This window comes from Haloechinothrix alba, assembly GCF_900188115.1.
Classification (GTDB): domain Bacteria; phylum Actinomycetota; class Actinomycetes; order Mycobacteriales; family Pseudonocardiaceae; genus Haloechinothrix; species Haloechinothrix alba.
Genome location: NZ_FZNW01000007.1, coordinates 133,044 through 159,148 on the forward strand (window position 1 = coordinate 133,044; position 26,105 = coordinate 159,148).

The 26,105-nt window shown below is 70.2% G+C and carries 24 protein-coding genes and 1 riboswitch; of the genes, 8 read left to right on the plus strand and 16 right to left on the minus strand.

Going from position 1 to position 26,105, the window contains the following annotated elements; all coding sequences use genetic code 11:
* Nucleotides 1-12: 12 nt before the first annotated feature.
* The 7 genes from metE to CHB84_RS08450 form a co-directional block, all read right to left on the minus strand.
* Entirely contained in the window at nt 13-2,319 is a 2,307-nt protein-coding gene (gene metE / locus CHB84_RS08420; RefSeq protein WP_089300964.1) for a 5-methyltetrahydropteroyltriglutamate--homocysteine S-methyltransferase, read from the minus strand.
* Between the two features lie 133 nt (nt 2,320-2,452).
* Nucleotides 2,453-2,696, minus strand: a riboswitch (cobalamin riboswitch).
* 114 nt (nt 2,697-2,810) lie between these two features.
* A complete protein-coding gene (locus CHB84_RS08425) occupies nt 2,811-3,749 on the minus strand; it encodes a glycine betaine ABC transporter substrate-binding protein (protein WP_089300965.1) in 939 nt (312 codons plus the stop codon).
* An 85-nt stretch (nt 3,750-3,834) separates the two neighbouring features.
* A complete protein-coding gene (locus CHB84_RS08430) occupies nt 3,835-4,689 on the minus strand; it encodes an ABC transporter permease (RefSeq protein WP_089300966.1) in 855 nt (284 codons plus the stop codon).
* A complete protein-coding gene (locus CHB84_RS08435; protein ID WP_089300967.1) occupies nt 4,682-5,935 on the minus strand; it encodes a quaternary amine ABC transporter ATP-binding protein in 1,254 nt (417 codons plus the stop codon). Before CHB84_RS08435 ends, CHB84_RS08430 begins: the two co-directional genes overlap by 8 nt.
* A gap of 331 nt (nt 5,936-6,266) precedes the next feature.
* Complete coding sequence (locus CHB84_RS08440) at nt 6,267-6,902, minus strand: LutC/YkgG family protein (protein WP_089301065.1); 636 nt, start codon at nt 6,900-6,902, stop codon at nt 6,267-6,269.
* Nucleotides 6,899-8,377, minus strand: coding sequence for a LutB/LldF family L-lactate oxidation iron-sulfur protein (locus CHB84_RS08445; RefSeq protein WP_089301066.1), 1,479 nt, complete (start codon nt 8,375-8,377; stop codon nt 6,899-6,901). Before CHB84_RS08445 ends, CHB84_RS08440 begins: the two co-directional genes overlap by 4 nt.
* Nucleotides 8,378-8,394: 17 nt before the next feature.
* On the minus strand, nt 8,395-9,138 hold the full coding sequence (locus tag CHB84_RS08450) for a (Fe-S)-binding protein (protein WP_089300968.1): 744 nt from the start codon (nt 9,136-9,138) through the stop codon (nt 8,395-8,397).
* A 185-nt stretch (nt 9,139-9,323) separates the two neighbouring features.
* Between CHB84_RS08450 and CHB84_RS08455 the strand changes: the two genes are divergently transcribed.
* Nucleotides 9,324-10,505, plus strand: a complete 1,182-nt coding sequence (locus CHB84_RS08455; RefSeq protein WP_425432287.1) for a lysozyme — start codon at nt 9,324-9,326, stop codon at nt 10,503-10,505.
* Nucleotides 10,506-10,535: 30 nt separating this feature from the next.
* On the opposite strand, the gene CHB84_RS08460 is transcribed toward CHB84_RS08455, so the two are convergent.
* The 6 genes from CHB84_RS08460 to CHB84_RS08485 all read right to left on the minus strand — a co-directional run bounded on the left by CHB84_RS08460 (nt 10,536) and on the right by CHB84_RS08485 (nt 16,120).
* A complete protein-coding gene (locus tag CHB84_RS08460) occupies nt 10,536-11,732 on the minus strand; it encodes an MFS transporter (RefSeq protein WP_089300969.1) in 1,197 nt (398 codons plus the stop codon).
* Nucleotides 11,733-11,755: 23 nt separating this feature from the next.
* The gene (locus CHB84_RS08465; RefSeq protein ID WP_217898491.1) at nt 11,756-12,583 is read right to left on the minus strand and encodes an ABC transporter ATP-binding protein; all 828 of its coding nucleotides are present in this window, start codon (nt 12,581-12,583) and stop codon (nt 11,756-11,758) included.
* Between the two features lie 70 nt (nt 12,584-12,653).
* On the minus strand, nt 12,654-13,430 hold the full coding sequence (locus CHB84_RS08470; protein ID WP_089300971.1) for an ABC transporter permease: 777 nt from the start codon (nt 13,428-13,430) through the stop codon (nt 12,654-12,656).
* On the minus strand, nt 13,427-14,245 hold the full coding sequence (locus CHB84_RS08475; RefSeq protein ID WP_089300972.1) for an ABC transporter permease: 819 nt from the start codon (nt 14,243-14,245) through the stop codon (nt 13,427-13,429). Before CHB84_RS08475 ends, CHB84_RS08470 begins: the two co-directional genes overlap by 4 nt.
* Entirely contained in the window at nt 14,242-15,195 is a 954-nt protein-coding gene (locus CHB84_RS08480; RefSeq protein WP_089300973.1) for an ABC transporter substrate-binding protein, read from the minus strand. Before CHB84_RS08480 ends, CHB84_RS08475 begins: the two co-directional genes overlap by 4 nt.
* A gap of 124 nt (nt 15,196-15,319) precedes the next feature.
* Nucleotides 15,320-16,120 carry an IclR family transcriptional regulator gene (locus tag CHB84_RS08485; RefSeq protein ID WP_089300974.1) on the minus strand — a complete coding sequence of 267 codons (801 nt, stop codon included), beginning with the start codon at nt 16,118-16,120 and terminating at the stop codon, nt 15,320-15,322.
* A 174-nt stretch (nt 16,121-16,294) separates the two neighbouring features.
* Between CHB84_RS08485 and CHB84_RS08490 the strand changes: the two genes are divergently transcribed.
* Nucleotides 16,295-17,467: a 4-hydroxybenzoate 3-monooxygenase gene (locus tag CHB84_RS08490; RefSeq protein WP_089300975.1), complete on the plus strand. Its 1,173-nt coding sequence runs from the start codon at nt 16,295-16,297 to the stop codon at nt 17,465-17,467.
* A 22-nt stretch (nt 17,468-17,489) separates the two neighbouring features.
* Here the strand turns inward: CHB84_RS08490 and CHB84_RS08495 are convergent, their stop codons facing one another.
* Nucleotides 17,490-18,170, minus strand: coding sequence for a FadR/GntR family transcriptional regulator (locus CHB84_RS08495; RefSeq protein WP_089300976.1), 681 nt, complete (start codon nt 18,168-18,170; stop codon nt 17,490-17,492).
* A 106-nt stretch (nt 18,171-18,276) separates the two neighbouring features.
* Between CHB84_RS08495 and CHB84_RS08500 the strand changes: the two genes are divergently transcribed.
* The 4 genes from CHB84_RS08500 to CHB84_RS08515 all read left to right on the plus strand — a co-directional run bounded on the left by CHB84_RS08500 (nt 18,277) and on the right by CHB84_RS08515 (nt 23,437).
* The gene (locus CHB84_RS08500) at nt 18,277-19,548 is read left to right on the plus strand and encodes a CynX/NimT family MFS transporter (RefSeq protein WP_089300977.1); all 1,272 of its coding nucleotides are present in this window, start codon (nt 18,277-18,279) and stop codon (nt 19,546-19,548) included.
* A 664-nt stretch (nt 19,549-20,212) separates the two neighbouring features.
* Complete coding sequence (locus CHB84_RS22815) at nt 20,213-20,710, plus strand: hypothetical protein (protein ID WP_176439834.1); 498 nt, start codon at nt 20,213-20,215, stop codon at nt 20,708-20,710.
* On the plus strand, nt 20,707-21,915 hold the full coding sequence (fahA, locus tag CHB84_RS22820; protein WP_176439875.1) for a fumarylacetoacetase: 1,209 nt from the start codon (nt 20,707-20,709) through the stop codon (nt 21,913-21,915). Before CHB84_RS22815 ends, fahA begins: the two co-directional genes overlap by 4 nt.
* A gap of 4 nt (nt 21,916-21,919) precedes the next feature.
* The gene (locus CHB84_RS08515) at nt 21,920-23,437 is read left to right on the plus strand and encodes a SulP family inorganic anion transporter (RefSeq protein WP_141134617.1); all 1,518 of its coding nucleotides are present in this window, start codon (nt 21,920-21,922) and stop codon (nt 23,435-23,437) included.
* A gap of 65 nt (nt 23,438-23,502) precedes the next feature.
* Here CHB84_RS08515 and CHB84_RS08520 read toward each other — a convergent pair whose 3' ends face one another.
* Nucleotides 23,503-24,267 carry a GntR family transcriptional regulator gene (locus CHB84_RS08520; RefSeq protein WP_176439859.1) on the minus strand — a complete coding sequence of 255 codons (765 nt, stop codon included), beginning with the start codon at nt 24,265-24,267 and terminating at the stop codon, nt 23,503-23,505.
* 405 nt (nt 24,268-24,672) lie between these two features.
* Between CHB84_RS08520 and CHB84_RS08525 the strand changes: the two genes are divergently transcribed.
* Complete coding sequence (locus CHB84_RS08525; protein ID WP_425432288.1) at nt 24,673-24,927, plus strand: hypothetical protein; 255 nt, start codon at nt 24,673-24,675, stop codon at nt 24,925-24,927.
* A 98-nt stretch (nt 24,928-25,025) separates the two neighbouring features.
* Here CHB84_RS08525 and CHB84_RS08530 read toward each other — a convergent pair whose 3' ends face one another.
* Entirely contained in the window at nt 25,026-25,526 is a 501-nt protein-coding gene (locus CHB84_RS08530) for a MarR family winged helix-turn-helix transcriptional regulator (protein WP_089300982.1), read from the minus strand.
* 117 nt (nt 25,527-25,643) lie between these two features.
* On the opposite strand from CHB84_RS08530, the gene CHB84_RS08535 reads away from it, so the two are divergent.
* Nucleotides 25,644-26,105, plus strand: coding sequence for a DoxX family protein (locus CHB84_RS08535; RefSeq protein ID WP_089300983.1), 462 nt, complete (start codon nt 25,644-25,646; stop codon nt 26,103-26,105).

Below are 26,105 nucleotides of genomic sequence, written 5' to 3' on the forward strand. Positions count from 1 at the left end.
AGCGCAGCTGCGCTACTCGCCGGCCGTGCCGCGTTCGGCACGTACCCGCCGCGCCGCGGTCACGAGGTTGCGCAGCGCGGGTTCGACCTCCGCATAGCCACGCGTCTTGAGGCCGCAGTCGGGGTTGACCCACATCCGGTCGGCGGGCACCGCGCGCAGCGCCCTGCGGAGCTGCTCGCTGACCTCGTCGACATCGGGCACCTGCGGGGAGTGGATGTCGTACACGCCGGGACCGACGCCGCGGGTGAAGCCCGCCGCGCCGAGGTCGTCGAGGACCTCCATGCGCGAGCGCGCGGCCTCGATGCTGGTGACGTCCGCGTCGATGGCCTCGATCGCGGGCAGGATGTCGCCGAACTCCGAGTAGCACATATGCGTGTGTATCTGGGTCGCATCCGAGATCCCCGACGTGGCCAGCCGGAACGACTCCACGGCCCAGTCGAAGTAGGCCTTGTGCTCGGACGAACGTAACGGCAGCAACTCGCGCAACGCGGGCTCGTCCACCTGGATCACCCGGATACCGGCCGACTCCAGGTCGTGCACCTCGTCCCGGATCGCCAGGGCGACCTGCCGTGCGGTGTCCGCGAGCAGCTGGTCGTCCCGCACGAACGACCAGGCCAGGATGGTGACAGGCGCGGTGAGCATCCCCTTGACGGGCTTGTCCGTCAGCGACTGCGCGAACCCGGCCCACTCGACGGTCATCGGGCGGGGCCGGGACACGTCCCCGTACAGCACCGGGGGCCGCACGCAGCGCGATCCGTAGGACTGCACCCAGCCGTGCTCGGTCGCGGCGAAACCGTCGAGCTGTTCGGCGAAGTACTGGACCATGTCGTTGCGTTCGGGCTCGCCGTGTACGAGGACGTCGAGCCCGATGGCCTCCTGGAGCCGGATCACACGCTCGATCTCGGCGCGCATGGCCTGCCGGTACTCCCCGGAGCCGATCCGGCCGGCACGGTAGGCCGCACGCGTCCTGCGGATGTCGCCGGTCTGCGGGAAGGAGCCGATCGTGGTGCTCGGAAGCTCGGGCAGCCGAAGCGACGCCTGCTGGGCCTTCGCTCGCTCGGCGTAGCTGCCCCTGCGGGTGTGTTCCGGGCGCAGGGCGTCCAGCCTGGCGCGCACGCTCGGCTCGCGCAGATCCGTGGCCGCTGCCCGCTCGCGCACCACAGCACGGGCGGCGTCGAGCTGCTCGCCGACCGCGCTCGTGCCCTCGTGCAGTGCCCTGCCGAGCAGGACCACCTCGCCCAGCTTCTGCCTGGCGAAGGCCAGCCACCCGCGCAGCCGGTCCTCGAGCCCGGTCTCGAACTCGACGTCGTACGGCACGTGCAGCAGCGAGCTGGAGGTGGATACGCTGACGTGCCCGGCCGTGCCGAGCATCGTGGCCGCCTTGGACAGTGCGGTGTCGACGTCGGTGCGCCAGATGTTCCGCCCGTCGACCACGCCGGCGAGGACCTCCTTGTCCTGGACCCCCTTCTCCGCGGCGAGGTTGTCCACCGCGGACGGGTCGGAGACAAGGTCGACGGCGAGCGCGTCGACCGGCGAGCGTGCCAGTATCCCCAGTGCCGAGCCGAGGTTGCCGAAGTAGCCCGCGACAAGCAGGCCCGGCCGCTCCGCCAGCTCCCCGAGCGCCTCGTAGCACCGCGACAGCGCGTCGAGCTCGCCCTGCGTGCGATCGGCTGCGAACGCGGGCTCGTCGAGCTGCACCCACTGCACGCCCTCGTCGTGCAGCGTGCGGAGCAGGTCCGCGTAGGCCTGCAGCAGCGGCTCGAGCAGCTGCAGCGGGTCGAAGTCCTGTGGCACGCCTTCCGCGGCCTTGGACAGCAGCAGGAACGTCAGCGGGCCGACGAGCACAGGTCGTGTCTCGTAGCCGAGCGCACGGGCTTCCCGGTACTCGTCGAGCGGCTTGGACCCGGCGACGGTGAAGGTGGTGTCGGGGCCGAGCTCGGGGACAAGGTAGTGGTAGTTGGTGTCGAACCACTTGGTCATCTCGAGTGGCTGCGCGCCCTGCGCACCACGTGCTGCCGCGAAGTAGGTGTCGGTTGTGGACAGGTCGAGCTCGGTGACGCGTCGCGGCAGCGCACCGAACAGGGCGGCGGTGTCGAGCACGTGGTCGTAGTAGGAGAACGTGTTCGACGGGATACTGTCCAGCCCTGCCCCGGCGAGCTCCCGCCAGGTGTCCTGCCGCAGACCGCGTGCCGTGCGGTGTAGCTCGGCTTCGTCGACGCGCCCGGACCAGTAGCCTTCCAACACGCGTTTCAGTTCGCGGTCGGGGCCGATCCGGGGGTAGCCGAGTACGGTCGTGCCGATTCGAGTCCTCTCACTCATCGCTCTCTCCCTCGCGAGCTCATCGGATGAGGCCCAGCCGTACGGGGAAAGCGAGACGGCGCGGATGGTGGACAAGCCATTCGCGTCACGTGTCGTCGCGCCCACCCTCGAGGCCCGGACTCCCGCTCACCGGCCGGTGAGCGCACCACGGGCAGGTATTCGGACTCGTGGGCGCTGACCTGTCCGGCCCGACCTAGTGGCCGTCGCTTCCCGGATGTCCATCCAGTGCTTTACCACGGTGTCGCGCACCGTGGTGACGGCGTTCGTTCCCACTCACCGCTGCGGGGCAGTCCCGGAGTCTCACCGGGTTCCCTGTTGCCTCCCCACCGGTCGACGCCGAGGCGCGCCGGTGGGGAACCAGTGGCACGCTCGAGCCTAACAGCACGATCGGTCGGCGCGAGCCGAGTGCCGCGTGAGCTGGACCACGTAGAGAACGGGGTGCATCCCGTCGTGGATGCACCCCGTTCTCTACGTATGCCCGGAGCGGGCGGTTACCCGCTCAGCTCACCGGCCTTGAGGTTCTCGACGAAGTCCGGGTTGTCCTCGAGCCACTGCTCGACCGACTCCTCGTTCTGCTCGCCGTCGTTCTGGTTGAACATGATCTCCTCGAGCGAGTGGAGCTGCTCGCCGGTCATCTTGAAGTTGCCGAGCCACTCCGCGACCTGGGGGAAGTCCTCGGAGAACCCGGTGCGCCCGAACGCGTGAATCTCCTCGGGGTCGCCGAGCGCGTTCTCGGGGTCCTCGAGGTCCCTGATCGGGAACGCCTCGTAGGCCCAGTGCGGCCGCCACAGTGTCACGACCACGTTCTCGCCCGAGTCGACGGCGCTCTCGAGCTCGGCGAGCATGGCCGGTGTGGAGGACTCGGCGAACTCCATGTCCTCCAGACCGTAGGTCGGGATCACCTCTTCCTTGGTGATCCGGGTCAGGCCCGCACCCGGCTCGATGCCCACGATCTTGTTGTCGAACGCGTCGGCGTTGTCGGCGAGCTCGGTCAGCGAGTCGATCGGCGCGTCCTCGTTCACCGCGATCGTCAGCGGGGCATCGTCGTACCAGGTACCTAGGTCCTCCATATCATCGCCCAGGTCGGCCCAGTAGTCCTCGTGCGTGGCCGGAAGCCAGGCGTCCGTCGAGAAGTCGTACTGGCCCTGGGAGACGGCCTGGTAGATGGGGCCGGGGTCGGCGGTCTCGTAGGTAACGTTGAAGCCCTCTTCCTCGAGGATGTGGCCCCACAGGTAGGAGGAGGCGATGCCTTCCTCCCAGCCGCTGAACACGCCGATGGTGATGTCCTGCTCCTCGGCAGCGCCGTTGCCGTCACCGTTGCCTTCCTCGGCCCCGGTGTCACCGTCCTCGCCGCAGGCGGCGAGGACGAGGGCACTCGCGGCGAAGCCCGCGATCAGGCCCATAGACCTCTTGCGGAATCCCGTTCTCATGATGACCTCCTTAGAGCGCCGCTGGGACGCTGACGTCGAGACGTATCGCGGTGGGTTGTCACGGTGACATCCCGGATCGGGGTTGTCATGCCGCCTCCTTCTGGCGAGCGACCGTCGATCGGGTCCCGAGGCCCGCTGTCACCCTGTCCAGGAAGATCGCCAGGATGACCACGGACAGGCCTGCCTCGACACCGAGAGCGACGTCTATGCGCGAGATCGCCGACAGTACTTGCTGGCCGAGGCCGGGACCACCGACGAATCCTGCCAGTACGACCATGGACAGACCGAGCATGATCACCTGGTTGATGCCCGCCATGATCGTGGGAAGCGCGAGGGGTAGCTGGATCTGCCGAAGGATCGCGTTCGGCGGGCTTCCGAACGCGTGACCGGCCTCGACGACCTCGGCGTCCACCTGCCGGATCCCGAGCTCGGTCAACCGCACCCCGGGGGGCATCGCGAAGATGATCGTCGCGACGATACCGGGCACCACACCGACCGTAAAGATCACGACGGCCGGGATGAGGTACACCAACGGCGGCATCGTCTGCATGAAATCCAGCACGGGCCGGATCGCGTTACTGAATGCCCGCGAGCGGGAGGCCAGGATGCCCAATGGGATCGCGATGATCGTCGCGACGGCCCCCGCGACCAGGACAAGGGCCAGCGTCAGCATGGCCTGTTCCCACTGATCCATCAGCGCGATCAGGAACAGCCCGATGGCGGCACCGATCGCGAAGATCCAGTTACGGGCCAGCCCGCCGAGTACCGCGAGGATGATGATCATCAACCAGGCAGGCGCGAAGTTCAACGTGGACTGCAACCCCTCGAACGTCTCTTTCAAGACGGTGCCGATGACGTCGAACAGGGGGCCGAGTACCGTGATCAGCCAGTCGATGAAGCTCTCGACCCAGTCGCCGAGCGGGATCCGCCACTCATCCATGGTCCACCTCGCTCACCTCGGCATCCGGTTGCGTGCCGGGTTCGGAGTTGTCTACCGCTTCCTCGGCCGCGCGCAACTTGGCCATCGCCGTCAGCAACGTTGCCCGCGCGATCGCCCCCACCAGGCGATCACGGGAGTCGACGACGGCAACGGGCATCGCGGACCGGGCGCTGGCGTCGAACACGTCGACGAGCACCGTGTCGGACTTGACGGTGGTGGGCTTGGTATCCAGCACCTCGCGCAGCGAGTCACCGCTGCGCTGCAGAGCGGCGGCGGCCGCCTCGTCGCCGACCACCCCGACCAGCTGCTGGTCGTTGCCGACGACGAACGCCGCGTTCACGTGCCCTTCGCGCATCGCATCCAGGGCAGCCTGCGGGCTGGACGTGTCCGAGACGACCGCACGTGGTGTATCCATCACCGCCGACGCCGTCAACACCCGGGTGCGGTCCACGTCCTGCACGAACTGCGCGACGTACTCGTTGGCGGGCTGGTTGAGGATCTCCTCCGCGGTGCCGATCTGCTCGATGCGGCCCGCCCGCATCATCGCGATGCGGTCGCCGAGACGCATCGCCTCGTTCAGGTCGTGGGTGATGAACACGATCGTCTTGCCGAGCCGGTGTTGCAGCTCGACGAGCTGGTCCTGCATCTCGCGCCGGATGAGGGGGTCGAGCGCGGAGAACGCCTCGTCCATGAGCAGGACCTCGGTCTCCGAGGCGAGCGCGCGAGCGAGGCCGACCCGCTGCTTCATACCGCCGGACAGCTGCGCGGGCAGCCGGCTTCCCCATCCCTCGAGGCCGACCATCTCGAGCGCCTCGTCGGCCTTGGCCAGGCGGGTCTGCCTGTCCACCCCGCGCACCTGGAGGGCGTAGGCGGCGTTCTCGCGCACGGTCCGGTGCGGGAAGAGAGCGAAGTGCTGGAACACCATGCTCATGTGCTGGCTGCGTATCCGCCGCAGGCCGGCAGCGTCCAGCGTGGTCACGTTCTCGTCGCCGCAATGGACCTCGCCCGCGGTCGGCTCGAGCAGTCCGTTGAGCATGCGGATCAGGGTGCTCTTACCCGAGCCGGACAACCCCATCACCACGAAGGTCTCCCCGGGGGGCACTTCGAAGTTCGCATCGATCACCGCGGGGGTGACGCCGCTTGACGCGACGTCCTCGCGGGGCTCCCCTTCCTTGAGTCGCCGTACCGCGTCGTCTGGCCGGCGGCCGAACACCTTGTACAGCTCCTTCGCGCGTATCGCGCTCACCTGGCACCTCTCGTCGGACGGTCACGCGCGGCACGGGTTGCTGACCGGGGACGTTCTTTGCAGGCCGGTCGCCCGGACGTTGGGGGATCCCCGACGGCCGCAACAGTCCGCGGGTCTCCTGCTCCCCGCAACGTTGTTCGCTCTCTGGCATCGAGGCTAGTCATCTCGCGATCGCTCTGCAGCCCGACCACCGGCACCGGTGTTATTGATGTTCAGACTGAAGGTAGATCGCAATCCAATCGCAATCGGACATCCTGTAACACCCGCGATCCGCTCGTCCGGTATGTGCTGAATGACGCTTTCACTCCATCTGTCGGAGCGAAAGCGTCATTCAGCACTCCACGGGGGTGACGATCACGTCGAGGTGCCGGGGGCCGTGCACGCCCTCGACACGGTCGAGCTCGATATCGCTGGTGGCACTGGGCCCGCTGACGAAGGTCAGCGGGCGTAGCGGGTCCAGCGCGGCCAGCGCCTCGGCTACCGTGCCGACGATCTGGTCGGTACGCACCACGCAGACGTGATGGTCAGGGATGAGGCTGATCGCGCGGCGTCCCTGGTCGGCCCCCGCGTCCAGTACGAGAGTGCCCGTCTCGGCGATGGCCACGGCGCATCCGGTGACCGCGGCGTCGGTGTGGTCGAGCTCGTCGATGTCCAGCCCGGCGTCGTCGACCAGCGTGATCGAGGCGGTGGTGGGGCGCCACCGCGCGGGCAGACCACGTGCCACCACGGCACTGCGGGCACCACGCGCTCGCAGGACCTCCGCGGTGATCCCGGCGGGGGAGTGCTCCGGAGCCGCACGGTGCACCCGTGCGGTGTACTCGGCGAGCCGCTCGCCGAACATCTCGACGAGCTCCGCAGTGCCCGCGTCCCGGCTGTGCTGCCGGTACTCCCGGGGCACCCGATGCACGGCTGGGTTGTCGGCCAGCGCCGCGCGGACGCGTGCCAGGATCTCGCTGCGCGCGCTCACCGCGTACCTCCACCGTCCCGGTGGCGGCGCGCCGCCCACCACTGGCGGAACGTGCGCCGCGGCGGCGCAGGCAGGTCACGATGGTCGGTCCAGCCGGACAGCGGCGGTGGCAGTCGCCGGAACCGCCCGTTTCGGGCACCGAACCTGCCGAGCCGCATCAGCCGCTGGGCCGCGGTGAACCTGCCTGCCGACGACATGAGCCAGGCGAGCAAGCGCATCGTGGTCCGTTCCGTGCGGTGCCCGGAGCGCGTCGCCTGCCCGCGCAGGTGCACGAGCACCGAGGGGATATCGATCTTGACGGGGCAGACGTCGTAGCAAGCTCCGCACAGTGTGGACGCGAACGGCAGGGACGCGTTGGTATCGCCCGCGTCCATTCCGGTCAGCAGCGGCGACAGGATCGCGCCGATCGGACCGGGGTAGGTGGAACCGTAGGCGTGCCCGCCGGTGCGCGAGTAGACCGGGCAGACATTCAGGCAGGCGCTGCACCGGATGCAGTGCAGCGCCTGGCGCCCCACCTCATCGGACAGCGCACGGGTGCGCCCGTTGTCCAGGAGGACCAGGTGGAACTCCCGCGGACCGTCCGGGGTCCCGCCCTCGCCGTGCACCCCCGACCACATCGAGGTGTAGGGGTTCATCCGCTCGCCTGTGGACGATCGTGGCAGCAACTGCAGGAAGATCTCGAGGTCGCGCCATGTCGGTACGACCTTCTCGATACCCATGACGGTGATGAGTGTGTCCGGCAGCGTCAAGCACATGCGGCCGTTGCCCTCGGACTCGACCACGCACAGCGTCCCGGTCTCGGCGACCGCGAAGTTCGCCCCGCTGATCGCCACCGGGGTGCGGAGGAACTTCTCGCGCAGGTACCTGCGCGCGGCCTCGGTGAGCGCGGCGGGGTCATCGCCGGGGTCGGTGAGCGGCCTGCCCTGGTCGTCGCGCATGTGCTCGGCGAAGATCTCGGCGATCTCCCGCCTGTTGCGGTGAATGGCCGGCACCAGGATGTGGCTGGGCCGGTCGTCGTCGAGCTGCACGATCAGCTCCGCGAGGTCGGTCTCGGTCGCGGTGATGCCCGCGGCGTCGAGCGCGGCGTCCAGCCCGATCTCCTGGGTAGCCATCGACTTGACCTTGACGACCTCGCGCGCGTCCCGCTGCGCGGCCAGCTCGGTGACGATCCGGTTCGCCTCCTCGGCGTCCCTGGCCCAGTGCACCACCCCACCGCGAGCCTGCACGGCCGACTCGAGCTGCTCGAGCAGGTCAGGGAGGCGGGCGAGCGTGTCGGCCTTGACGGCGCTTCCCGCAGCGCGCAGCTCCTCCCAGTCGGGTACCTCGTCGACCACGGCGGAGCGTTTCGCCCTGATCGCCCCTGTCGCGTGTGCCAGGTTGTCCCGGAGCTGCCTGTTGCCGAGCGCCTGCCGCGCCGCGTGCGGGAACTCCTGCGCTCCCCGCAGGTTGCCGTGCCCGCCGGGTAGCTCCGGCATGCCGAGGAACGCCGTGCTCACAGCGCATCGGTCCCTTCCGTGCTCGCCAGGATCTCCGCGAGATGGACGGTGCGCACCGGCGTGTGCGACCGGGACAGCCCGCCGCCGATGTGCAGCAGGCACGAGGGGTCGGCCGCCGCGCACACCGAGGCGGTTGTCGAGCGGATGTTGGCCACCTTGTCGGCCAGGATCGCCCCGGAGGTGGCCGAGTTCTTCATCGCGAACGTGCCGCCGAACCCGCAGCATTCCTCGGCGTCGGGCAGCTCGACCAGGTCGATGTCGCGGACGTGCCGCAGCAGGGTGAGCGGCCGGTCGCCGACGCGCAGCATGCGCAGCGAGTGGCAGGTGGGGTGGTAGGTGACCCGGTGCGGGTACCGCGCGCCGACGTCGTGCATCCCGAGGACGTCCACCAGCAGTTCGGAGAGCTCGTAGGTACGCGCGGCCAGCGCTTCCGCACGCTCGGCCAGCTCCGGGTCGCCCTGGCCGCGAGCCACGACGGCGTGCTGGTGGCGGATCGACCCAGCGCAGGAGGCCGACGGCAGCACGACGGCGTCGTAGTCGCCGAACGTGTCCACGTGGTGCCGGATGAGGCGCATCGCGAGATCCGGGTACCCGGAGTTGATGTGCATCTGGCCGCAGCAGGTCTGCTCGGCGGGGAAGGCCACCTCGTGGCCGAGTCGTTCCAGCAGCCGCACGGTCGCCCGGGCCGCTCGCGGGGCGACCGAGTCGGCGATGCAGGTGGCCAGCAGCGCGAATCGCATGCGTTCGCCTCCCTCTCCGCGGCCGGTACGTGCACGAGCATAGCGACATACCGCCTGCCGGCAGGCACCCCGGAGCGGCGACAATCATCGAGCCGTGGGCGACAATCGGGGGCGGACCGTAGCCACTGACGACCGGCCGCTGTCCGGGCCGCTGCGCCGGCTCCGGGCGGGTTGCGGAGGTCCGGATGCCGATGTCGCGTGTGTCCCGCCGTCCGGGCAGCAGCACCCGGAAGGCCCTCCTCGTGGCTGCGGCCGGAATCCTGCTGCTGGTAGCGCTCTTCCTGCCGCACCGTTCCGCCCCGGACGGCGCCGCGCTGACCGAGCTGCTGCTGCCCGGGGGGCTTGCCGGTGGAGGGAACCCGGCGCGCGAGCAGGGTCGTGCGGAGGTGACGTTGCCACCCATGCCGGGAACGTTCCCCGGGCAGCCCCGGCCGGTCGCCGACTCGCTTGATGTCCCTGTGGGCGCGCTGCAGCCGGTGGCCGAGTGGGTGCACGTTCCGCTCGTGGGGCCGTCACCGGGTGATACGGGCTCACTGCGGGTGCCGGTGCCCGGGCTGGCACCCACGACAGCACGGCTCGAGCCACCGATGCCGGGAAGCCTGCGGCAGGAGGGGTACCCGACGGCTGTGCGCCCCGAGGCCGGTGCCGAGGCCGCCGGCTCCGGCAGGGCGGACGGGGCGACGGCGGCGGCCCGGCGTCCGGAGGAGAGACCGGCGACGCAGTGGGGGATCGATGTCAGCGGCTGGCAGGGAGACGTCGACTGGCAGCGCTGGTGGGAGGAGGGCAAGCGGTTCGCCTACGTCAAGGCCACCGAGGGCACGACGTTCACCAACCCCTACTTCGCGCGGCAGTACAGGGGAGCGCGCGAGGCAGGAATGATCCGGGGCGCGTACCACTTCGCGCTGCCGGACCGCTCGGGTGGGGCGGCGCAGGCCAGGCACTTCGTGGCCAACGGCGGGCACTGGCTACCGGACGGCCGGACGTTGCCGGGTGTGCTGGATATCGAGTTCAACCCGTACGGCGAGACCTGCTACGGCAGGTCCCCGTCCGGCGTGGTCGGCTGGGTCGAGGACTTCGGAGACACCTACGAGAGACTCACGGGACGGTCCCCTGTGATCTACACGAACACGGTGTGGTGGCGGCAGTGCGTCGGCCAGGACCGGGAGCTCGAGCTCGACAATCCATTATGGATTGTTCGCTACGCGGCCGAGGCAGGCGAGCTTCCCCCGGAATGGGACGACTACACGTTCTGGCAGTACACGACAGACCCGCTCGACTCCAACGAGTTCAACGGCAACTATCGTGATCTCGTGGAGCTGGCAGGCGGTTGGGGCGCCGAGGACGTGCCCGTCGACGGTTCGCGCTAGCGGCCGGACGGGGCGAGGGCGGGCGGTGTGTCAGCGGTCGATGGTGGTGCCGCGACCCGCGACGGCACCGGCGGCGGCGAGGGCGCCCGCCGCGCCGAGCAGCAGCACCAGCGGCGCCGACCAGCCGCCGGTCGCGTCGTGCAGGGCCCCGGCGAGCAGCGGCCCGGCCGCGCCGAGGGAGTACCCGACGGCCTGGACCATGCCGGACAGGTGCCGTGCCGTGTCCAGCCCGTGCACGCGCAGCACGATCAGCGTGAAGGCCAGCGCGATGCCGGCGCCCTGGGCAAGGCCACCGGTCACGGTCCACAGCACTGCCATGCCCGGCGCGCCGAGCAGGCCGCCCAGCGTGACCGTCCAGAGCGCGGCGACGAGGACGGCGAGGCCGCGCTGGTCGCGGGCGCGCGTTGCCAGCGTGGGAACCGCCAGGGTGCTGGCGACGCCGACGATCTGGAACAGGGCCATGGCCACACCGCCCGCACCGGCCGTGTAGCCCGCGCGGTCGGCGAGCAGCGTCGGCAACCATGCGGTGACCGCGTAGTACAGGCCGGACTGCGCCCCGAGGAACAGCGCGACCGCCCACGCGATCCCGCTGCGCCAGACCCGGCTCGGCGGTGTGGATGCCGCGGGTTCGTGCGATGCTGCGCGTCCGGGGACGGCGAGCATCCAGGCCAGCGCGGCCAGCACGGCGAGGGCCGCCCAGCACGCCAGCGCGGCACGCCACCCGCCGAGCGCCTGCGCGAGGGGAGCGGTCAGCGCGGCTGTCAGGGCTGCCCCGGACGCCAGCGCTGCCGTGTACGCGCCCATGACCGGCCCCACCGCGGACGCGAAGTCCCGCTTGACGACCACCGGCACGAGCACGTTGCCGATCGTGATGGCCAGCCCGATGAGCGCGGTCCCCGCGAGCGCGGCTGCGAAACCGTCCACCGAGCGAAGCACCGTTCCGGCCGCGATACCGGCCAGGCCGAGCAGCACGGCGCGGTCCGGGCCGGACCGCGCGGACAGGGCCGGCACCAGTGGCGCGGCTAGCGCGAAACACAGCACGGGCAGCGTGGTCAGCAGGCTCCCCGCGGTGCCGCCGATGCCGATCGAGCCGCGTACGTCTCCGAGAACCGGTGCCACGGCGGCGATCGGACCGCGCAGGTTGAGTGCGACCAGGACCACTGCGACCAGCAGTACCCACGACCGCGACCGGGTAGGCACGCCGGGGACGCGGGCACGCGTCGCCATGCGCGCCAGGGCTGACAGGCCCCTCATGCGGGGCGTTCGGTGTCCGGCTGTGGCCTGTACCCGTTCTTGGCGCGCTGTACCAGCTCGTAGATGGCCGCCCGCAGCTCGGCGAACTGGGGGAGTGAGCGCGTGGTGATCTGGTCGCGATCGCCGGGGAGGGTGATGGCCACGTCGTCGAGGACGACGGTGGGGGATGCGGACAGTACGACGACGCGCTGGCCGAGGTAGACGGCTTCGTCGATGTCGTGCGTGACGAACAGGACGGTGACGCCGAGACGTTGCCAGAGCGCGCGGACGAGGTCTTCGAGTTCGCCCCGGGTCTGGGCGTCGACCGCGGCGAAGGGCTCGTCCATCAGGAGGACTTGCGGTTCGTAGGCCACGGCCCGTGCGATGGCCACACGTTGCTGCATCCCTCCGGAGAGCTCCCAGGGGTGGGCGTTGCGCGAGTCGGTCAGCCCGACCGCGTCGAGCGCCTCGGTGACGAGCCGTTTCCGCTCGTCGCGGGGGACCTTCTTTTCCTTGAGGGGGAGTTCGACGTTCTGCCAGGCCGTCAGCCAGGGGAACAGGCTGCGCCCGTACTCCTGGAACACCACGGCCATGCCGCGAGGTGGTTCGGTCACCGGTGCGCCGTTCAGCGTGACGGCGCCCGCCGACGGTGCCAGGAGGCCGGACACGCAGCGCAGCAGCGTGGTCTTGCCGCAGCCGGACGGCCCGACCAGGCACATCAGCTCGCCGCGGGAGACGGTGAAGGTGACCTCCTGCAGTGCCTCGACCGCGCGGTTGGCCCCGGCGAAGACCTTCCGCAGTCCGGTCACGTCCAGCAGCGGGGTGGTGTGGGCATCGTGGTCCATAGTGGTGTCCTGGGGTGGTGGCGCGGATGCTGTCTCGAGGGTGCTCATGGGTGGCCTCCGGTTGGTGGCGTTAGCGCTGCGCTGCGCGCTGGCCCTGGTACCAGGCGAGAATGCGTGCCTCGCAGGCTCGGAAGATCAGTGACAGGGCGACGCCGATCAGGCCGAGCAGGATGATGCCGCTCCACATCTGCGGGATCGCGAAGCTGCGTTGGAACTGGACGATGGAGAACCCGAGCCCGTTGGTGGCGGCGAACATCTCGCTGATGACCATGAGGATGATCGCGATGGACAGCGCCTGGCGGGCGCCGGTGACGATGCGCGGGCTCGCCCCGCGCAGCACCAGCTGGATGAGGCGTGTACGGCGGCGGAAGCGGTAGCAGCGGGCGGTGTCGCGCAGCACCTCGTCGATCGAGCGGACCCCCTCGACGGTGTTGAGCAGTATCGGCCAGACGGAGCCGACCATGATGACGAGGATCTTCATACCGTCGCCGATCCCGGCGAACAGGATGAAGATCGGCACCAGTACCGGTGGCGGGATGGCGCGGAAGAACTCGAGGGCGGGTTCGGTCAGCGCGCGGACCTTCGGCCAGGAGCCGATCACGGTGCCCAGCGCGGTTCCCAGTGCCAGTGCCAGCGCGTAGCCCGCGGCCAGCCGGAGCAGGCTGGGCAGCACATCCGAGGCCAGCCGGCCTTCCAGCCAGGTCGGGCCGAATGTCTCCAGTACCGTGCTCAGCGGGGGCCAGTAGACGCTGGTGCTGCCGGCGGTGGCGAACCACCAGACGGCGACCAGCACCGCAGGCAACCCGGCCACGATGGCGAACTTTCTGCCCCACGCGACTGCGGTCATGCCGCGACCTCCCTACGCACCGAGGGGTGCCAGCGCAACACCCGCCGTTCGGTGCGGCGCACCAGCACGTTGACGCCGACGCCGAGCAGACCGGTGACCACGACCAGCGCGTACATCGTGGCCACCGCACCGGAGGACTGGGCCGTGGCGATCGCGTTACCAAGCCCCGGGCTGCCGATGATCAGCTCGCCGGTGATCTCCAGGATCAGCGCGACCGCGGCGGCCAACCGGAAACCGGTCATCACATACGGCAGTGCTGTCGGCCAGATCACCGTGCGCACCTGCGAGACCGCCGAGAACCGGTAGGACCGGGCGGTGTCCCGCGCGACCGGATCGACATCGGCCACTCCGTACAGCACCTGCACAAGCACCTGCCAGAAGCTGGCATACACCACCAGGATCAACGTCGAGCGCAGGTCCGCGCCGAACAGCAGCACCGCCAGCGGGATCAGTGCCACCGACGGGATCGGGCGCAAGAACTCGATCGTCGAGTTGGTCGCCGCCCGCAGCGCGGGAACGCTGCCGATCACGATGCCCAGCACCACACCCGCCACCGTCGCGATCGCCAGCCCGAGTGCCCAGCCGAGCAGGGTCGAGGTCAGGGCCTGCCAGAACGCCGCATCGCTGACCAGCTCGGCCAGGGCGGCCGCCGTCACACTGGCCGGCGGCAGGTACCGCTCGTCGACGAGCCCCACGCGGGGGACCAGCTCGAACAGCACCGCCACACCAGCCAGGCCGGCCAGGCCCAGGACGCTGTCGGGCACCCCACGCCGCGCTCCGAGCCGCGGTGCGCGGGCCGACGTCACCACACTCATGGCAGCAGCGCCCCCACATCCGGCTCACCATCCACCAGGCCGTGCTCGACCGCCAGATCCGCGAGCAGCTGCACCGACTCCTCGTTGATCTCGGTCGGCCACTCCGGCAGCGTCAGCGACTCGGCGGTCGCGGAGTCGATGTCGGTGTAGCTGCCGAGGATGTCGCGGGCCTGCTCCGGGTTGTCCTGGGCGTAGTCCAGCGACGCGTTCATCGCCTCGGTGAACCGGTCGACAAGGTCGGGATCGGACTCGGCGAGCTCGGTCGATGTGAAGTAGGCCGCCACCGCGAGCTCCTCGTGCGTCGCCGCGAAGTTGGACGCGACGACCTCGGCATCCTGGTCGGTGGCGATGGTGACGAACGGCTCGACCATCCACGCGGCGTCCACGCGACCCTCCTGCACGGCTGCGGGCATGTCGGGGAAACCGAGCTCGACGAACTCGATATCGGACGGGTCGCCGCCTGCCTGTTCGACCGTGTGGCGCACCGTGGTGTCCCCGATGTTGTTCAGCGTGTTCACGGCAACCGACCGGCCGGAGAGGTCGGACGCGTCGTCGATGCCGGAACCGGAGGGGGCGACGATCGCGCCGAAGTCGTCGTCGACGTCGCCGGTCGTGGCCACGCCGGCACTGGTGACCTGAAGTGGCAGGTCCTGTGTCTGTGCGGTCAGCAGCGAGGTCATGTTGCTGAAGCCGAAGTCGAACTGGCCGCTGGCGACACCCGGCACGATGGCCGCGCCGCCCTGGCTGGTCTCCAGCGTCAGCTCGATGTCCCGCTCTGCGAAGAAGCCTTGCTGCTGGCCCAGGTAGATCGGCGCGACGTCGACGATGGGGATGACGCCGACGGTCACCTCGTCGGTTCCGCCGCCTGCCTGCTCGCTTTCGCCGCCACCGCAGGCGGCCAGCGCGAGCGCGGCCACGGCCGCCGTTGCCACAGTCGGAGTTCGCTTCATGGAGTGCTCCACGGTCGGGGAGTCGAGGGCTTATTGCTGTGCGAACGTAAGCAGGGCCACACCGGCGGTCAACGGCGCGCTTCCGTCCAGCGGAAGCACTGCGGACCTCCGTGCGCGGCTCGGGCTACACCGAGGGGTCGTGTACCAGCCCGGGCGCGCGGTCGTCGGCGGACTCGTTCAAGCGCTGGGCGATTCCCTCGGCGGCCGCGCGCAATGCGGGGACGAGACTGACCAGCTCGGACCGGTGCGAGTGCACGACGAACCCGAGCGCGGCCGTGGGTGCGCCGCTGGTGTGCGGGATCGGCACCGCCACCGAGGTGGAACCGAGCGTCATCTCCTCGTTGGTCTCGGCGTGGCCCCGTTCCCGGGTGCGCGTGAGCTCGCGGTACAGCCTGCCCCGCTCGGCGATGGTGTAGCGCGTGTAGCGGGGCAGCGGGCGCTCGCAGTAGGCGCGGATGAAGGCCGGTTCCGCGAAGGCCAGCAGGGCCTTACCGACCCCTGTGGCGTGCAGCGGCAGGCGCGCGCCGATCCGTGAGATGACCGGGACCGAGCTGTGCCCGGAAAGCTTCTCCACGTAGAGGGCGTCGAACCCGTCCCGCACGGCCAGGTGGATGTTCTCCCTGCTCGCCTCGTACAGGTCCTGCATGAACGGCAGAGCGACCTCGCGGAGGCTGCTGGAGACCGGAGCCAGCAGGCCCGTCTCCCACAGCCGCAACCCGATCCGGTAGCAGCCCTGCTCGTCACGGTCGAGCGCGCGCCAGGCCTCCAGCTCGCCGGCAAGGCGGTGCGCGGTGGCCAGGGGCAGGCCTGCGCGCCGGGCCATCTCGGACAACGACAACCTGGGGTGGGCCACGTCGAACGCGCCGAGCAGCGCGAGGGTACGTGCCGCGACGGTTCGCCCGGACTCGGAGCTGTTACCTGCCATCGCTGCGCTTCCATCCTGACGTGGGCAGTGCGGGTCTCTCGCTGACCAGAAAGAATACCCAGCCGGTTCCGCGCGCAACTGTCAGCTTCCGTTCACCGGAAGGCGGGACTCGCCAAGCAGAGCGCTCGCGGGTCAGCATTGCGGGGCGTTCGACGGCGAGCAGGAGGAGGCGACATGCGTACGCAGGTGGCGATCGTCGGGGCCGGGCCGGCCGGGCTGCTGTTGTCGCACCTGCTGCACCTGCGCGGCATCGACTCGGTCGTGCTGGAACGGCGCAGCGAGACCTACGTGCAGGAGCGGGTCCGGGCGGGGTTGCTCGAGCAAGGGACGACGGACCTGCTCCGCGAGGCGGGTGTCGGCGCGGGCCTGGACCGCGAGGGGATCGTGCACGAGGGGCTGCGGTTGTGCTTCGACCGCACCATGCACCGTATCCCGCTGACCGAGCTCACCGGCAGACACGTCACCGTGTACGGGCAGCAGAAGGTCGTGCGGGATCTGATCGCGGCCCGGCGGGCCGACGGCGGGGCGGTGCACTTCGAGGTCGACGACGTAACCGTCTCGGGTATCGAGGAGGACTCGCCCGTGCTGCGGGCCACCATCGACGGCAGGCAGGTGGAGATCGACTGCGACTTCGTCGCAGGCTGCGACGGGTCCCACGGCATTTGCAGGGACCGGATCTCTGCCGGTCACGCGCGTACCTACGAGTACACCTACCCGTTCGGCTGGCTCGGTATCCTCGCCGAGGTCGCCCCGTCCACGGACGAGCTGATCTACGCCTTCCACGACAACGGTTTCGCGCTGCACAGCCTGCGTTCGGCCGAGGTCAGCAGGCTCTACCTGCAGGTGGACCCGGACGAGCCGATCGAGAACTGGCCCGACGATCGCATCTGGTCCGAGCTGCAGACCAGGCTCGGCACCGACGACGGGTTCGCGCTGCGGGAAGGTCCGATCATCGACAAGAGCATCACACCGGTGCGCAGCTTCGTCACCGAGCCGATGCAGTACGGCAGGTTGTTCCTGGCCGGCGATGCGGCGCACATCGTGCCACCGACCGGCGCGAAAGGGCTCAACCTGGCCGTGGCCGACGTGAGGGTTCTCGCCGAGGCGTTCGACGACTGGTACGCGCGCGGGCGCAGCCAGGCACTGGACGGCTACTCGGACACCTGCCTGCGCCGGGTGTGGCGGGCGCAGGACTTCTCGTACTGGATGACCTCGATGCTGCACCGCATGCCGGGCGACTCGGGGGTGCAGGCGCGGATGCAGCTCTCCCGCCTGCGCTACGTGGTGGAGTCGCCCGCGGCGGCACGGTCGCTGGCGGAGAACTACGTGGGCTACGCCCCGGGCTGAGCGCCCCTCGGGGTCGCGCCGCTCATTCCCGGTCGCCGATACCGGCGAGCAGCTCGTCGAGGAATCCACGCGCCTCGGCTGCGGCGCGTTCCGGGTCGCGCTCGGCGATCGCGTTCAGCAGCCCGCGGTGCTCGATATCGTGCCCGGGCGCGGTGTGTTGCGGGGAAGTGGCCGCCACGCTGCCGCGCACCACCTCGGTCAGCCCGTGGTAGAGCTCGGTGAGCAGGGTGTTGTGCGCGCTGCGGACGACCGCGGTGTGGAACGCGGCGTCGGTGCGGACGAACTCCTCGAACCGGTCCCGCTGCCGCGCGGTGTCACGCGCGTCGAGCAGCTCGGTCATCTCGGCGAGCTCCTCGGGTGTGCGGTGGATCGCAGCCAGCCTGGCGCCCTCGACCTCGAGCGTGCGGCGTACCTCGAGGGCCTCGCGTAGCTCGGAGCCGCACAACCGGTGGATGGCCCCGGAGACCTCGCTGGTCGCACGGACGTAGGTGCCGTCTCCCTGGCGGACTTCGAGGAGCCCGCTGTGCATCAGGGCCCGCACGGCCTCCCGCACCGTGTTGCGTCCCACGTTCAGGGACGCGGCCAGCTCGGGCTCGGTCGGGATGCGGTGCCCGACGGGCCATTCACCGCCGGTGATGGCATCCCGGAGCTGGCCGATCACCTGCTCGACCAGCCCCGTCCGGCGAGTTGCGCTGAGGGGCACGCTCGTGTCCTTTCGCTCGGTCCGACTCCGGTGGTGATCGTGTCACGGCCGTTCGCCGGGTTGATACGGGTCACGTCGGCCGAGGATCACTTCATCCAATCATCCTATGTCTGACATGATAGCGGACGTGACAGCCGGAACGGGGATCTCCACACGCACGGACGCGGCACGGCCCGCGACGCGGCACGGCCGGGTCGCCGGGGGTGGGCTCCTGCTCGGTGTCGCGGTGGTGCTGGTGGCGCTGAACCTGCGTCCCGCGATCACCAGCGTGGGGCCGGTGCTCGGCCAGGCCCGCGACGGGCTTGGTGCCTCTGCCACCTGGGCTGGGCTGCTGACCACCATCCCGGGTCTGTGCTTCGCGCTGGCCGGGCTGGCAGCCCCCGCCCTCGCTCGCCGTGCCGGTACCACCGCCGCGGTTGCCCTGTCGATGACGGTGCTAGCCTGCGGGCTGCTGGCCAGGGTGCTCGGGGGCCCGGTGCTGGTGCTGGCAGGCACGATGGTGGCCACCGGCGGGATCGCCCTCGCCAACGTGCTGGTCCCGGTCGTGGTCAAGTCCTCGTTCCCGGCCCGGATCGGGCTGATGACGGGGATGTATACCGCCGCGCTGCAAGGAGGCGGGGCGCTCGGCTCGGCGGTGACGGCGCCGCTGGGTGCCGCGCTTGGTGGCTGGCGGCCCGCCCTGGCCAGCTGGGCTGCCCTCGCGGTGGTCGCGCTTGTGGTGTGGTCGCTGGCCGCGCGGGCCCGGCGTCGCGCCGAGCCCGCTGATCCCCGTGCGGCACGTGAGACGGTCCCTGCGAGCCAGGGTCCTGCGCGTTCCCTGCTGCGCAGCCCCCTGGCGTGGGTGGTGACCGTCTTCTTCGGCCTACAGGCCTGCCTGGCCTACGTGCTGATGGGGTGGCTGCCCCTCGTGCTGATCGACGCAGGGGTGAGCCAGGGCGACGCCGGACTGTACGTCGGCGCGCTGTCGCTGGTCGGCGTGCCGGTCAGCCTCACCGTTCCCGCGCTGGCTGCCCGGCGGCGCAGCCAGTCGGGGTGGATCGTCGGGCTCGGCGTCATCGGCCTGACCGGGATGGTCGGCCTGATGCTGGCCCCTACGACGGTGCCGCTGCTGTGGACGTTGCTGATCGGGACGGGGATGAGCGTGTTCTCGCTGGCACTGACACTGCTTGCGCTGCGTGCCCGCACCGGGGAGGACACCGCGCGGCTGTCCGGGATGGCGCAGGGCTTCGGTTACCTGCTCGCCGCGGTGGGGCCGTTCCTGTTCGGGCTGCTGCACGACATCTCCGGCGGCTGGACCGTGCCGCTGCTGATGCTGATCGGCGTGCTGCTCGCCCAGATGCTGTTCGGTTGGGTCGCCGGCAGGCCCCGCTACGTCTGACCGCCGGGCGGGGTGGAGCCGAATGTCACGTTCGGCGACTTAGAAGGAACGGCGGTCACCTTCGGCTCCCTCGCGCCGCTTCGCTCGGCGTTCGGATGGGAGCCGAAGGTGACATCGGGCTCCCCGCGCGCGTGTCTAGAAGCGGCGGCGGACCTCGTCGGCCCCGGTGCCGATCATGAGCTTGTCCAGCAGCCCGATGAGGGTGGTGCGCTCCTGCTCGTTGAGCGTGCTCGCCCACGCCTGCTCGCGCTCGTTGTGCGTGCCGAACGCGCGGGCGATGTCCGCACGCCCGCGGTCGGTGAGGTCGACCCGCACGGCACGCCCGATGTGGAGAACGCGGCGTGGAAGCTGGCGCTGGTGCTGCGCGGCTGGGCGGGTGAGGAGCTGCTGGAGAGCTACCACGACGAGCGGCACGCGGCTGCGCTGGAGAACCTGGACGTCACCACGGCGACCATGGGCTTCCTCGTCCCGCACACCGAGCAGCAGCGGCGCACGAGGCTGGATGTGCTCGAACGCGCGGTGCGCGACCGGACGGCCCACGCCGAGGTGAACTCGGGCAGGCTGGCCGAGCCCTACTGGCACGCCGACTCGCCGCCGCACTCGGCCGCGCCGCGGGGGCTGGAGACCGGGTGGCCGCGCGAGGAAACGACACGAGGGAGCGAGCATGACCCAGGAATCATCCGATGTGGACGGACTGGTTGCGGCTGGTGCCGCGCGGCCGAGCACGCGGCAGGTGGGCCTGAAGTTCCGCTGCGGGGGTGCGACCGCCGGGGCGTTCCCGGGTGCCGGGGAGTTGGCGCGCGCCGTGGTGGCCGCCGCGCGCGCCGGGGTGACGATCAAGGCCACCGCGGGGCTGCACCACGCGGTGCGCTACACCGACCCGGACACCGGCTTCGACCATCACGGTTACCTGAACCTGGTGCTCGCGGTGGCCCGTGCGGTGGCGGGTTCGCAGGTCGATGCCGTGGCCGATACGCTGCGCAGCAGGGACACCCCCGAGCTCGCCCGGCAGGCCAGGAGCATGACGTCGCGTGCCGCCGGGGTGACCCGGCGCGCGCTGGCCGGTTTCGGCTCGTGCAGCACGGCCGTCCCGGTTACCGAGGCTGCCGAGCTGGGCCTGGTAAGGCAGGACGACGAGCGAGAAAGGTTGAGGGTTACGTGAGCACGACATGGGTTCCGGTCGTCGCCGAAGCCGGCTTCGGTGTGGACAACCTGCCGTACGGCGTGTTCTCCCCGCAGGGGCAGGCGCCTCGGGTGGGAGTCCGCATCGGTGACCACGTGCTCGACCTCGCCGGCGCACTCGGTGACGAGGTGTTCGCGCGACCATCGCTGAACCCGTTCCTGGCAACCGGACGCGCGCGCTGGAGCGAGGCCCGCGCGCGGATCCGCGAGCTGCTCACCGACGAGTCGCACCGGCAGGTCGTCGAGCCCGCGCTGCACCCCCTGGAGCGGGTCGGCCTGCACATGCCGTTCGCGGTCGCCGACTTCGTCGACTTCTACGCCTCCGAGGAGCATGCCTCGAACCTGGGCAGGATGTTCCGCCCGGATGCCGAGCCGCTGCTGCCGAACTGGAAGCACCTTCCGGTCGGCTATCACGGCCGGGCAGGCACGGTCGTGCCCTCCGGTACGCCGATCGCGCGGCCGTGCGGGCAGCGCAAGGCTCCCGGCGAGGACTCCCCGACGTTCGGCCCGTCGGCCAAGCTGGATATCGAGGCAGAGGTCGGGTTCGTGGTCGGTGCGGGAAGCCGGCTGGGACAGCCCGTGCCGCCGAAGGATTTCGCCGAGCACGTGTTCGGGGTGTGCCTGGTCAACGACTGGTCGGCGCGCGACATCCAGGCCTGGGAGTACGTGCCGCTCGGCCCGTTCCTCGGTAAGTCGTTCGCGACCTCGGTCTCGCCGTGGGTCGTGCCGCTGGAGGCGCTGGCCCCGGCCAGGGTCACCACCCCGGTGCAGGACCCGCCGCCGATGGACTACCTCACCGAGCCCGAGCCGTGGGGCCTGGACCTTCAGCTGGAGGTGGAGCTGAACGGGCAGGTCGTCTCCCGGCCGCCGTACGCCGGGATGTACTGGTCACCCGCGCAGATGTTGGCGCACATGACGGTGAACGGCGCGAGCCTGCGTACCGGCGACCTGTACGCCTCGGGAACCGTCTCGGGCGAGGCGGCCGGGACGCGCGGCTCGCTGATCGAGCTGACCTGGAACGGTACCGAGCCGCTCCAGCTCTCCGGCGGGCAGCAGAGGACGTTCCTCGCCGACGGCGACACCGTCGGCATCAGCGCTACCGCCCCCGCCGAGGACGGCGGCCGGATCGGGTTCGGCGCGGTGACCGGCACGATCCACGCTGCCGACTGCGAGCCGGCGGGCTGAGGCGGTGCGCTGGAGTCGGTCGCTGACGCTGCCGCGCCGCGGTGACCTGGTGGCCGGGCTCAGCGTCGCGTTGGTGCTGATCCCCCAGTCGCTGGCGTATGCGGAGCTGGCCGGGTTGCCTGCGGTACACGGCCTGTACGCCGCGGCCGTCGCGCCGGTCGCGGCGGCGCTGATCGGGTCCTCGCCGTACCTGCAGACCGGCCCGGTCGCGCTGACGAGCCTGCTGACGCTGAGCGCCCTGGCCCCGCTCGCCGAGACCGGCACGGCCGGTTTCGCCGCGCACGCCGCGCTGCTGGCGATCGTGGTCGGTGTGGTGCGCCTGCTGTTCGGGTTGCTGCGCTGGGGAGCGGTGTCCTACCTGCTGTCCCAGCCCGTGGTGTCGGCGTTCACCGTCGCGGCCGCGATACTGATCATCGCCTCGCAGGTTCCCACGCTCATCGACAGCGACGCCGACGCCGCGAACCCGTTCCTCGGCGCGGGGCAGGCGCTGGCAGCGCCGGGGGCCTGGGACGCCGTCGCGGTCGCCATCGGCGTGGCCACGGTCCTGCTCGTGCTGGCCGGGCGCAGGATCAGCCCGCTGTTCCCCGCGGTGCTGCTCGCCACGGTCGGCGCATTGCTGCTCAGCGTGTTCGACCTCGTCGCGGTGCCGGTGGTCGGGGCGATCCCTGCCGGGCTGCCGCCGATGGACCTCGGGTTGCCGTGGGAGGCCCTGCCGTCGCTGGTGGTGCCCGGTGTGGTCATCGCGCTGGTCGGCTTCGCCGAGCCGTCCTCCATCGCGCGCCGCTACGCCTCGATGGACCGCACGCCGTGGAACCCCAACCGGGAGTTCACCGGGCAGGGTCTTGCCAACATCGTTGCCGGGCTGTTCAGCGGCCTGCCGGCAGGCGGGTCGTTCTCCCGCTCGGCGCTGAACCGGCTATCCGGCGGGCGGACGCGATGGAGCGGGGCGGTGACCGGCCTCGTCGTGCTGGCCGTGCTGCCTGCCGCCGGGGTGTTAGCGGACCTGCCGACGGCCGTGCTGGCCGGGCTGGTGATCGCCGCGGCGCTCTCGCTGCTCGAGGTGCGCCCGTTCACGCAGGCCTGGCGTTGCTCACGCCCGCAGTTCGCGATCGCGGTGCTGACGTTCGTCATGACACTCGCAGCGGCACCTCGCGTCGAGTGGGGGATCGTCGCGGGGGTCGTACTGTCGCTGGCCGTGCATCTGTGGCGGGAGATGCGGCTGGACGTCACGGCCACGCACGCGGGCACGACGCTGCACGTGTGGCTCAGCGGGGTGCTGTACTTCGCGTCCGCGCCGGTGCTGGAGGGGCGCCTGCTGGCCCTGCTCGCCGAGCAGCCCGATGTGGACAGGGTCATGGTGCACCTGCAGGGGCTGGGCCGGGTGGACCTGACCGGCCTGCTGTCGTTGCGTTCGGTGATCGAGCACGCCCGTGAGTCCGGAACCGACATCGAGCTCTGCGACGTGCCGGACCACACCGTCGAGCGCGCCGAGCGGGTGCTCGGCGACCTGCTCCGCTCCTGATCGCTGGTCCCGCTCCTGGTGTTCACCGGCGCGCAGGCCGGCACCATCGCCCCAAGGCCCGGCGGCTAGCTGTCGACGGGTATGCGGTACGTCAACTCGTAGCGGTCGCCGGGGAAGGTGATGTCGCACGTTTCCACCGGCTGGTCGCCGACGTAGTGAGTGCGCTCGATGGCGAGCACGTAGACGCTCTGAGCGGGTAACTCGAGGCGTTCGGTCTCATCGGGACGTGCGGGGCGAGCATGCACGCGCTCGACCACTTCATCGACACGCTGGTCGATGAGGTCCATGCGGGCGATGACACCGACGGCCGGGGACTCCTCCGGGAGTTCGATCGACGTTCCACCCGTGATCGCCAGCGGCTCCCAGGATCGCGCTACCTGAATGACGGCACCGTCGGCGAAGTACCGGTAGTCCGTCTGCATGAGTTCCGCGTCCGGTTCGATGCCGAGGCGAACGGCGAGGTCCTCGGTAGCCGGTACTTTCTTGCTGGCGTACTCCCGGTCGCCGCGCTGGCTGGATTGCGCGGCGTCGTTGGTGAACGGCGATGAGCTGTGCGGCTTGTGGCGCGAGTACCGGCCCGTGCTGTCCCGTACGACCCGGCGTGATTCCTTGACGAAACTCCCCTTGCCCTGGTGCCCGAGGATCAGCCCTTCGTTGCGGAGTACGTTCAGCGCCATCTTCACGACCATGCGCGATACCCCGTAGTCGGACATCAGCCGGCTTTCGGAAGGCAGCTTCGCACCGGGTGCCAGCGAACCGTCGAGGATCTTCCCCCGATAGTCGGCTGCGATCTGGAGGTACGCGGGTGTGCCGCTCCATCGTGTGGCCATAGTGCGGTTCCTCCATCGCAGGCCTGGCATACCCGGTGTGCTTGGTGATCACGGTAACGGACACCGCTACCGGCATACAGCGATGGACCTGGCTTGACTAATACTATACCTAGTATACTATGTATATAGTAGAATGACTGGTCGGTGTCCGAGGGGTGTCGCGGCAAACTTCGCGGGCCTGTCGGGTGCTGGGCCTCGGAAATCACGCCCAGGTGCCAGTGCGACTGAGGAGGATCGCATGACCTATGTATCGACTGAGCACGTCCCGGACATCGACGACTCCGTTGGGGGATGGCCGGAGAAGAGCTCGGCCGGGGGTGTCTGCTGGATCGGTTGATTCAGGATCCGTCGGGGTTGCCGCCGCTATGTAGCGAGGCGCGGTTCGCTGAACTGCTGGAGGGGATGGTGGCGGACGATGCGCCACGGGTGTTCGCTGTGGTACAGGAGTTCGGCGACAGGGTGGATGCCCGGATCGCCGGATGGGGGATCGCGTTCGATGATCGCGTCGAGGTGATCGGAGTGGACGGTGACGTCCGGATGAGCCTGCGGGAGCCAGAGGATGCCCTGCGGCGATTCCGTCGCGGGAGTCGCATCGGTGCGCGGGTGGTGTGGGTCAGCCCGGAAGCGGCCATGTGCCATGTCGACGATGATGCCGGCTGACGTGTACGTGACATCGGTGTGCCGGCCAACCCGGCACGGCATGCCGGCAAGCCCGACACAGTGTGCCCGGTGGCCAGACACGGCGTGCCCGGTGCGCGTCATGCGGGGTCGGCGGGGCTCGCATCCGGTGCGTCCGCGCCTGCGGTGGCGCGGGGTCGGACCACCTCGCGGAGCTTGCGCAGTCCGGTGAGGAACGCGTCGAGCTCCTCGGCGGACAGCCGGCCGGTGAACCACGTGTCGAGTGCGTCCAACAGCGGCGGCACATCGGCTGCGAGCCGTTCCTCGCCGGACGGGGTGAGCACGGCAAGGGAGGCGCGCCGGTCTCCCGGACAGGCAGCGCGCTCGACCAATCCGGCGCGTTCCATCCGGTCGATGACCCGGGTGATGCCGCTGGTGGACAGTGCTGTCTGGGCAGCGAGGTCGGCCATCCGTAGCTGCCGTCCGGGTGAGCGCGCCAACCGGATCAGCACGTCGAACTCGTTGCCGGACAGGCCGTGGGCAGCGTGGACCTCCGAGATCCGGGCGCTGACCCCCTCGTACACCTCGACGAGGAGCCCCATCGCGGTCAGTCGCGGATCGTCGAACAGGTCACTGGCCATGGCCGCAGCATAGCAGTTTTCGTTGCTTGAGGGAATATTGACGCGGGGAATAACTGTCCGTAGATTGTTGCTTCGACAAATATCCCCGCAGCAACGAAATTGAAAGGGTTGGAGAGTATGACCGAGCGAAACCGCGTAGCGGCGCAGGCAGATGCGGGTCGCGGCCGCGCGGGCACCATCGCCCTGTGGGTCGTGCAGATCATCACCGCTGCAGGCTTCGGGCTGGCCGCGAGCGCGAAGTTGGCGGGCGACCCTGCTGTGGTCGAGACGTTCGACGCGATCGGCTTCGGTGACTGGTTCCGCTACCTGATCGCCGTTCTGGAGATCGCCGGGGCCGTCGCCCTGCTGGTACCGCTGCTGGCCGGCCTGGCCGGACTGGCGTTCGTCGGCTTGATGGTCGGCGCCGTCCTCGTGCACCTCGTCGTGCTCGGCGAGGGGGTGGCCGCGGCGTTTCCGTTGCTCGTACTCGCGGCGATCCTGGCCGTGGCACGCCGCAGGCGCACCGCCGAGCTGGTCGCATGGGTCAGGGGTCGACGTGACACGGCCGACGACGGGCACATGACGGAACGGACCACCTGA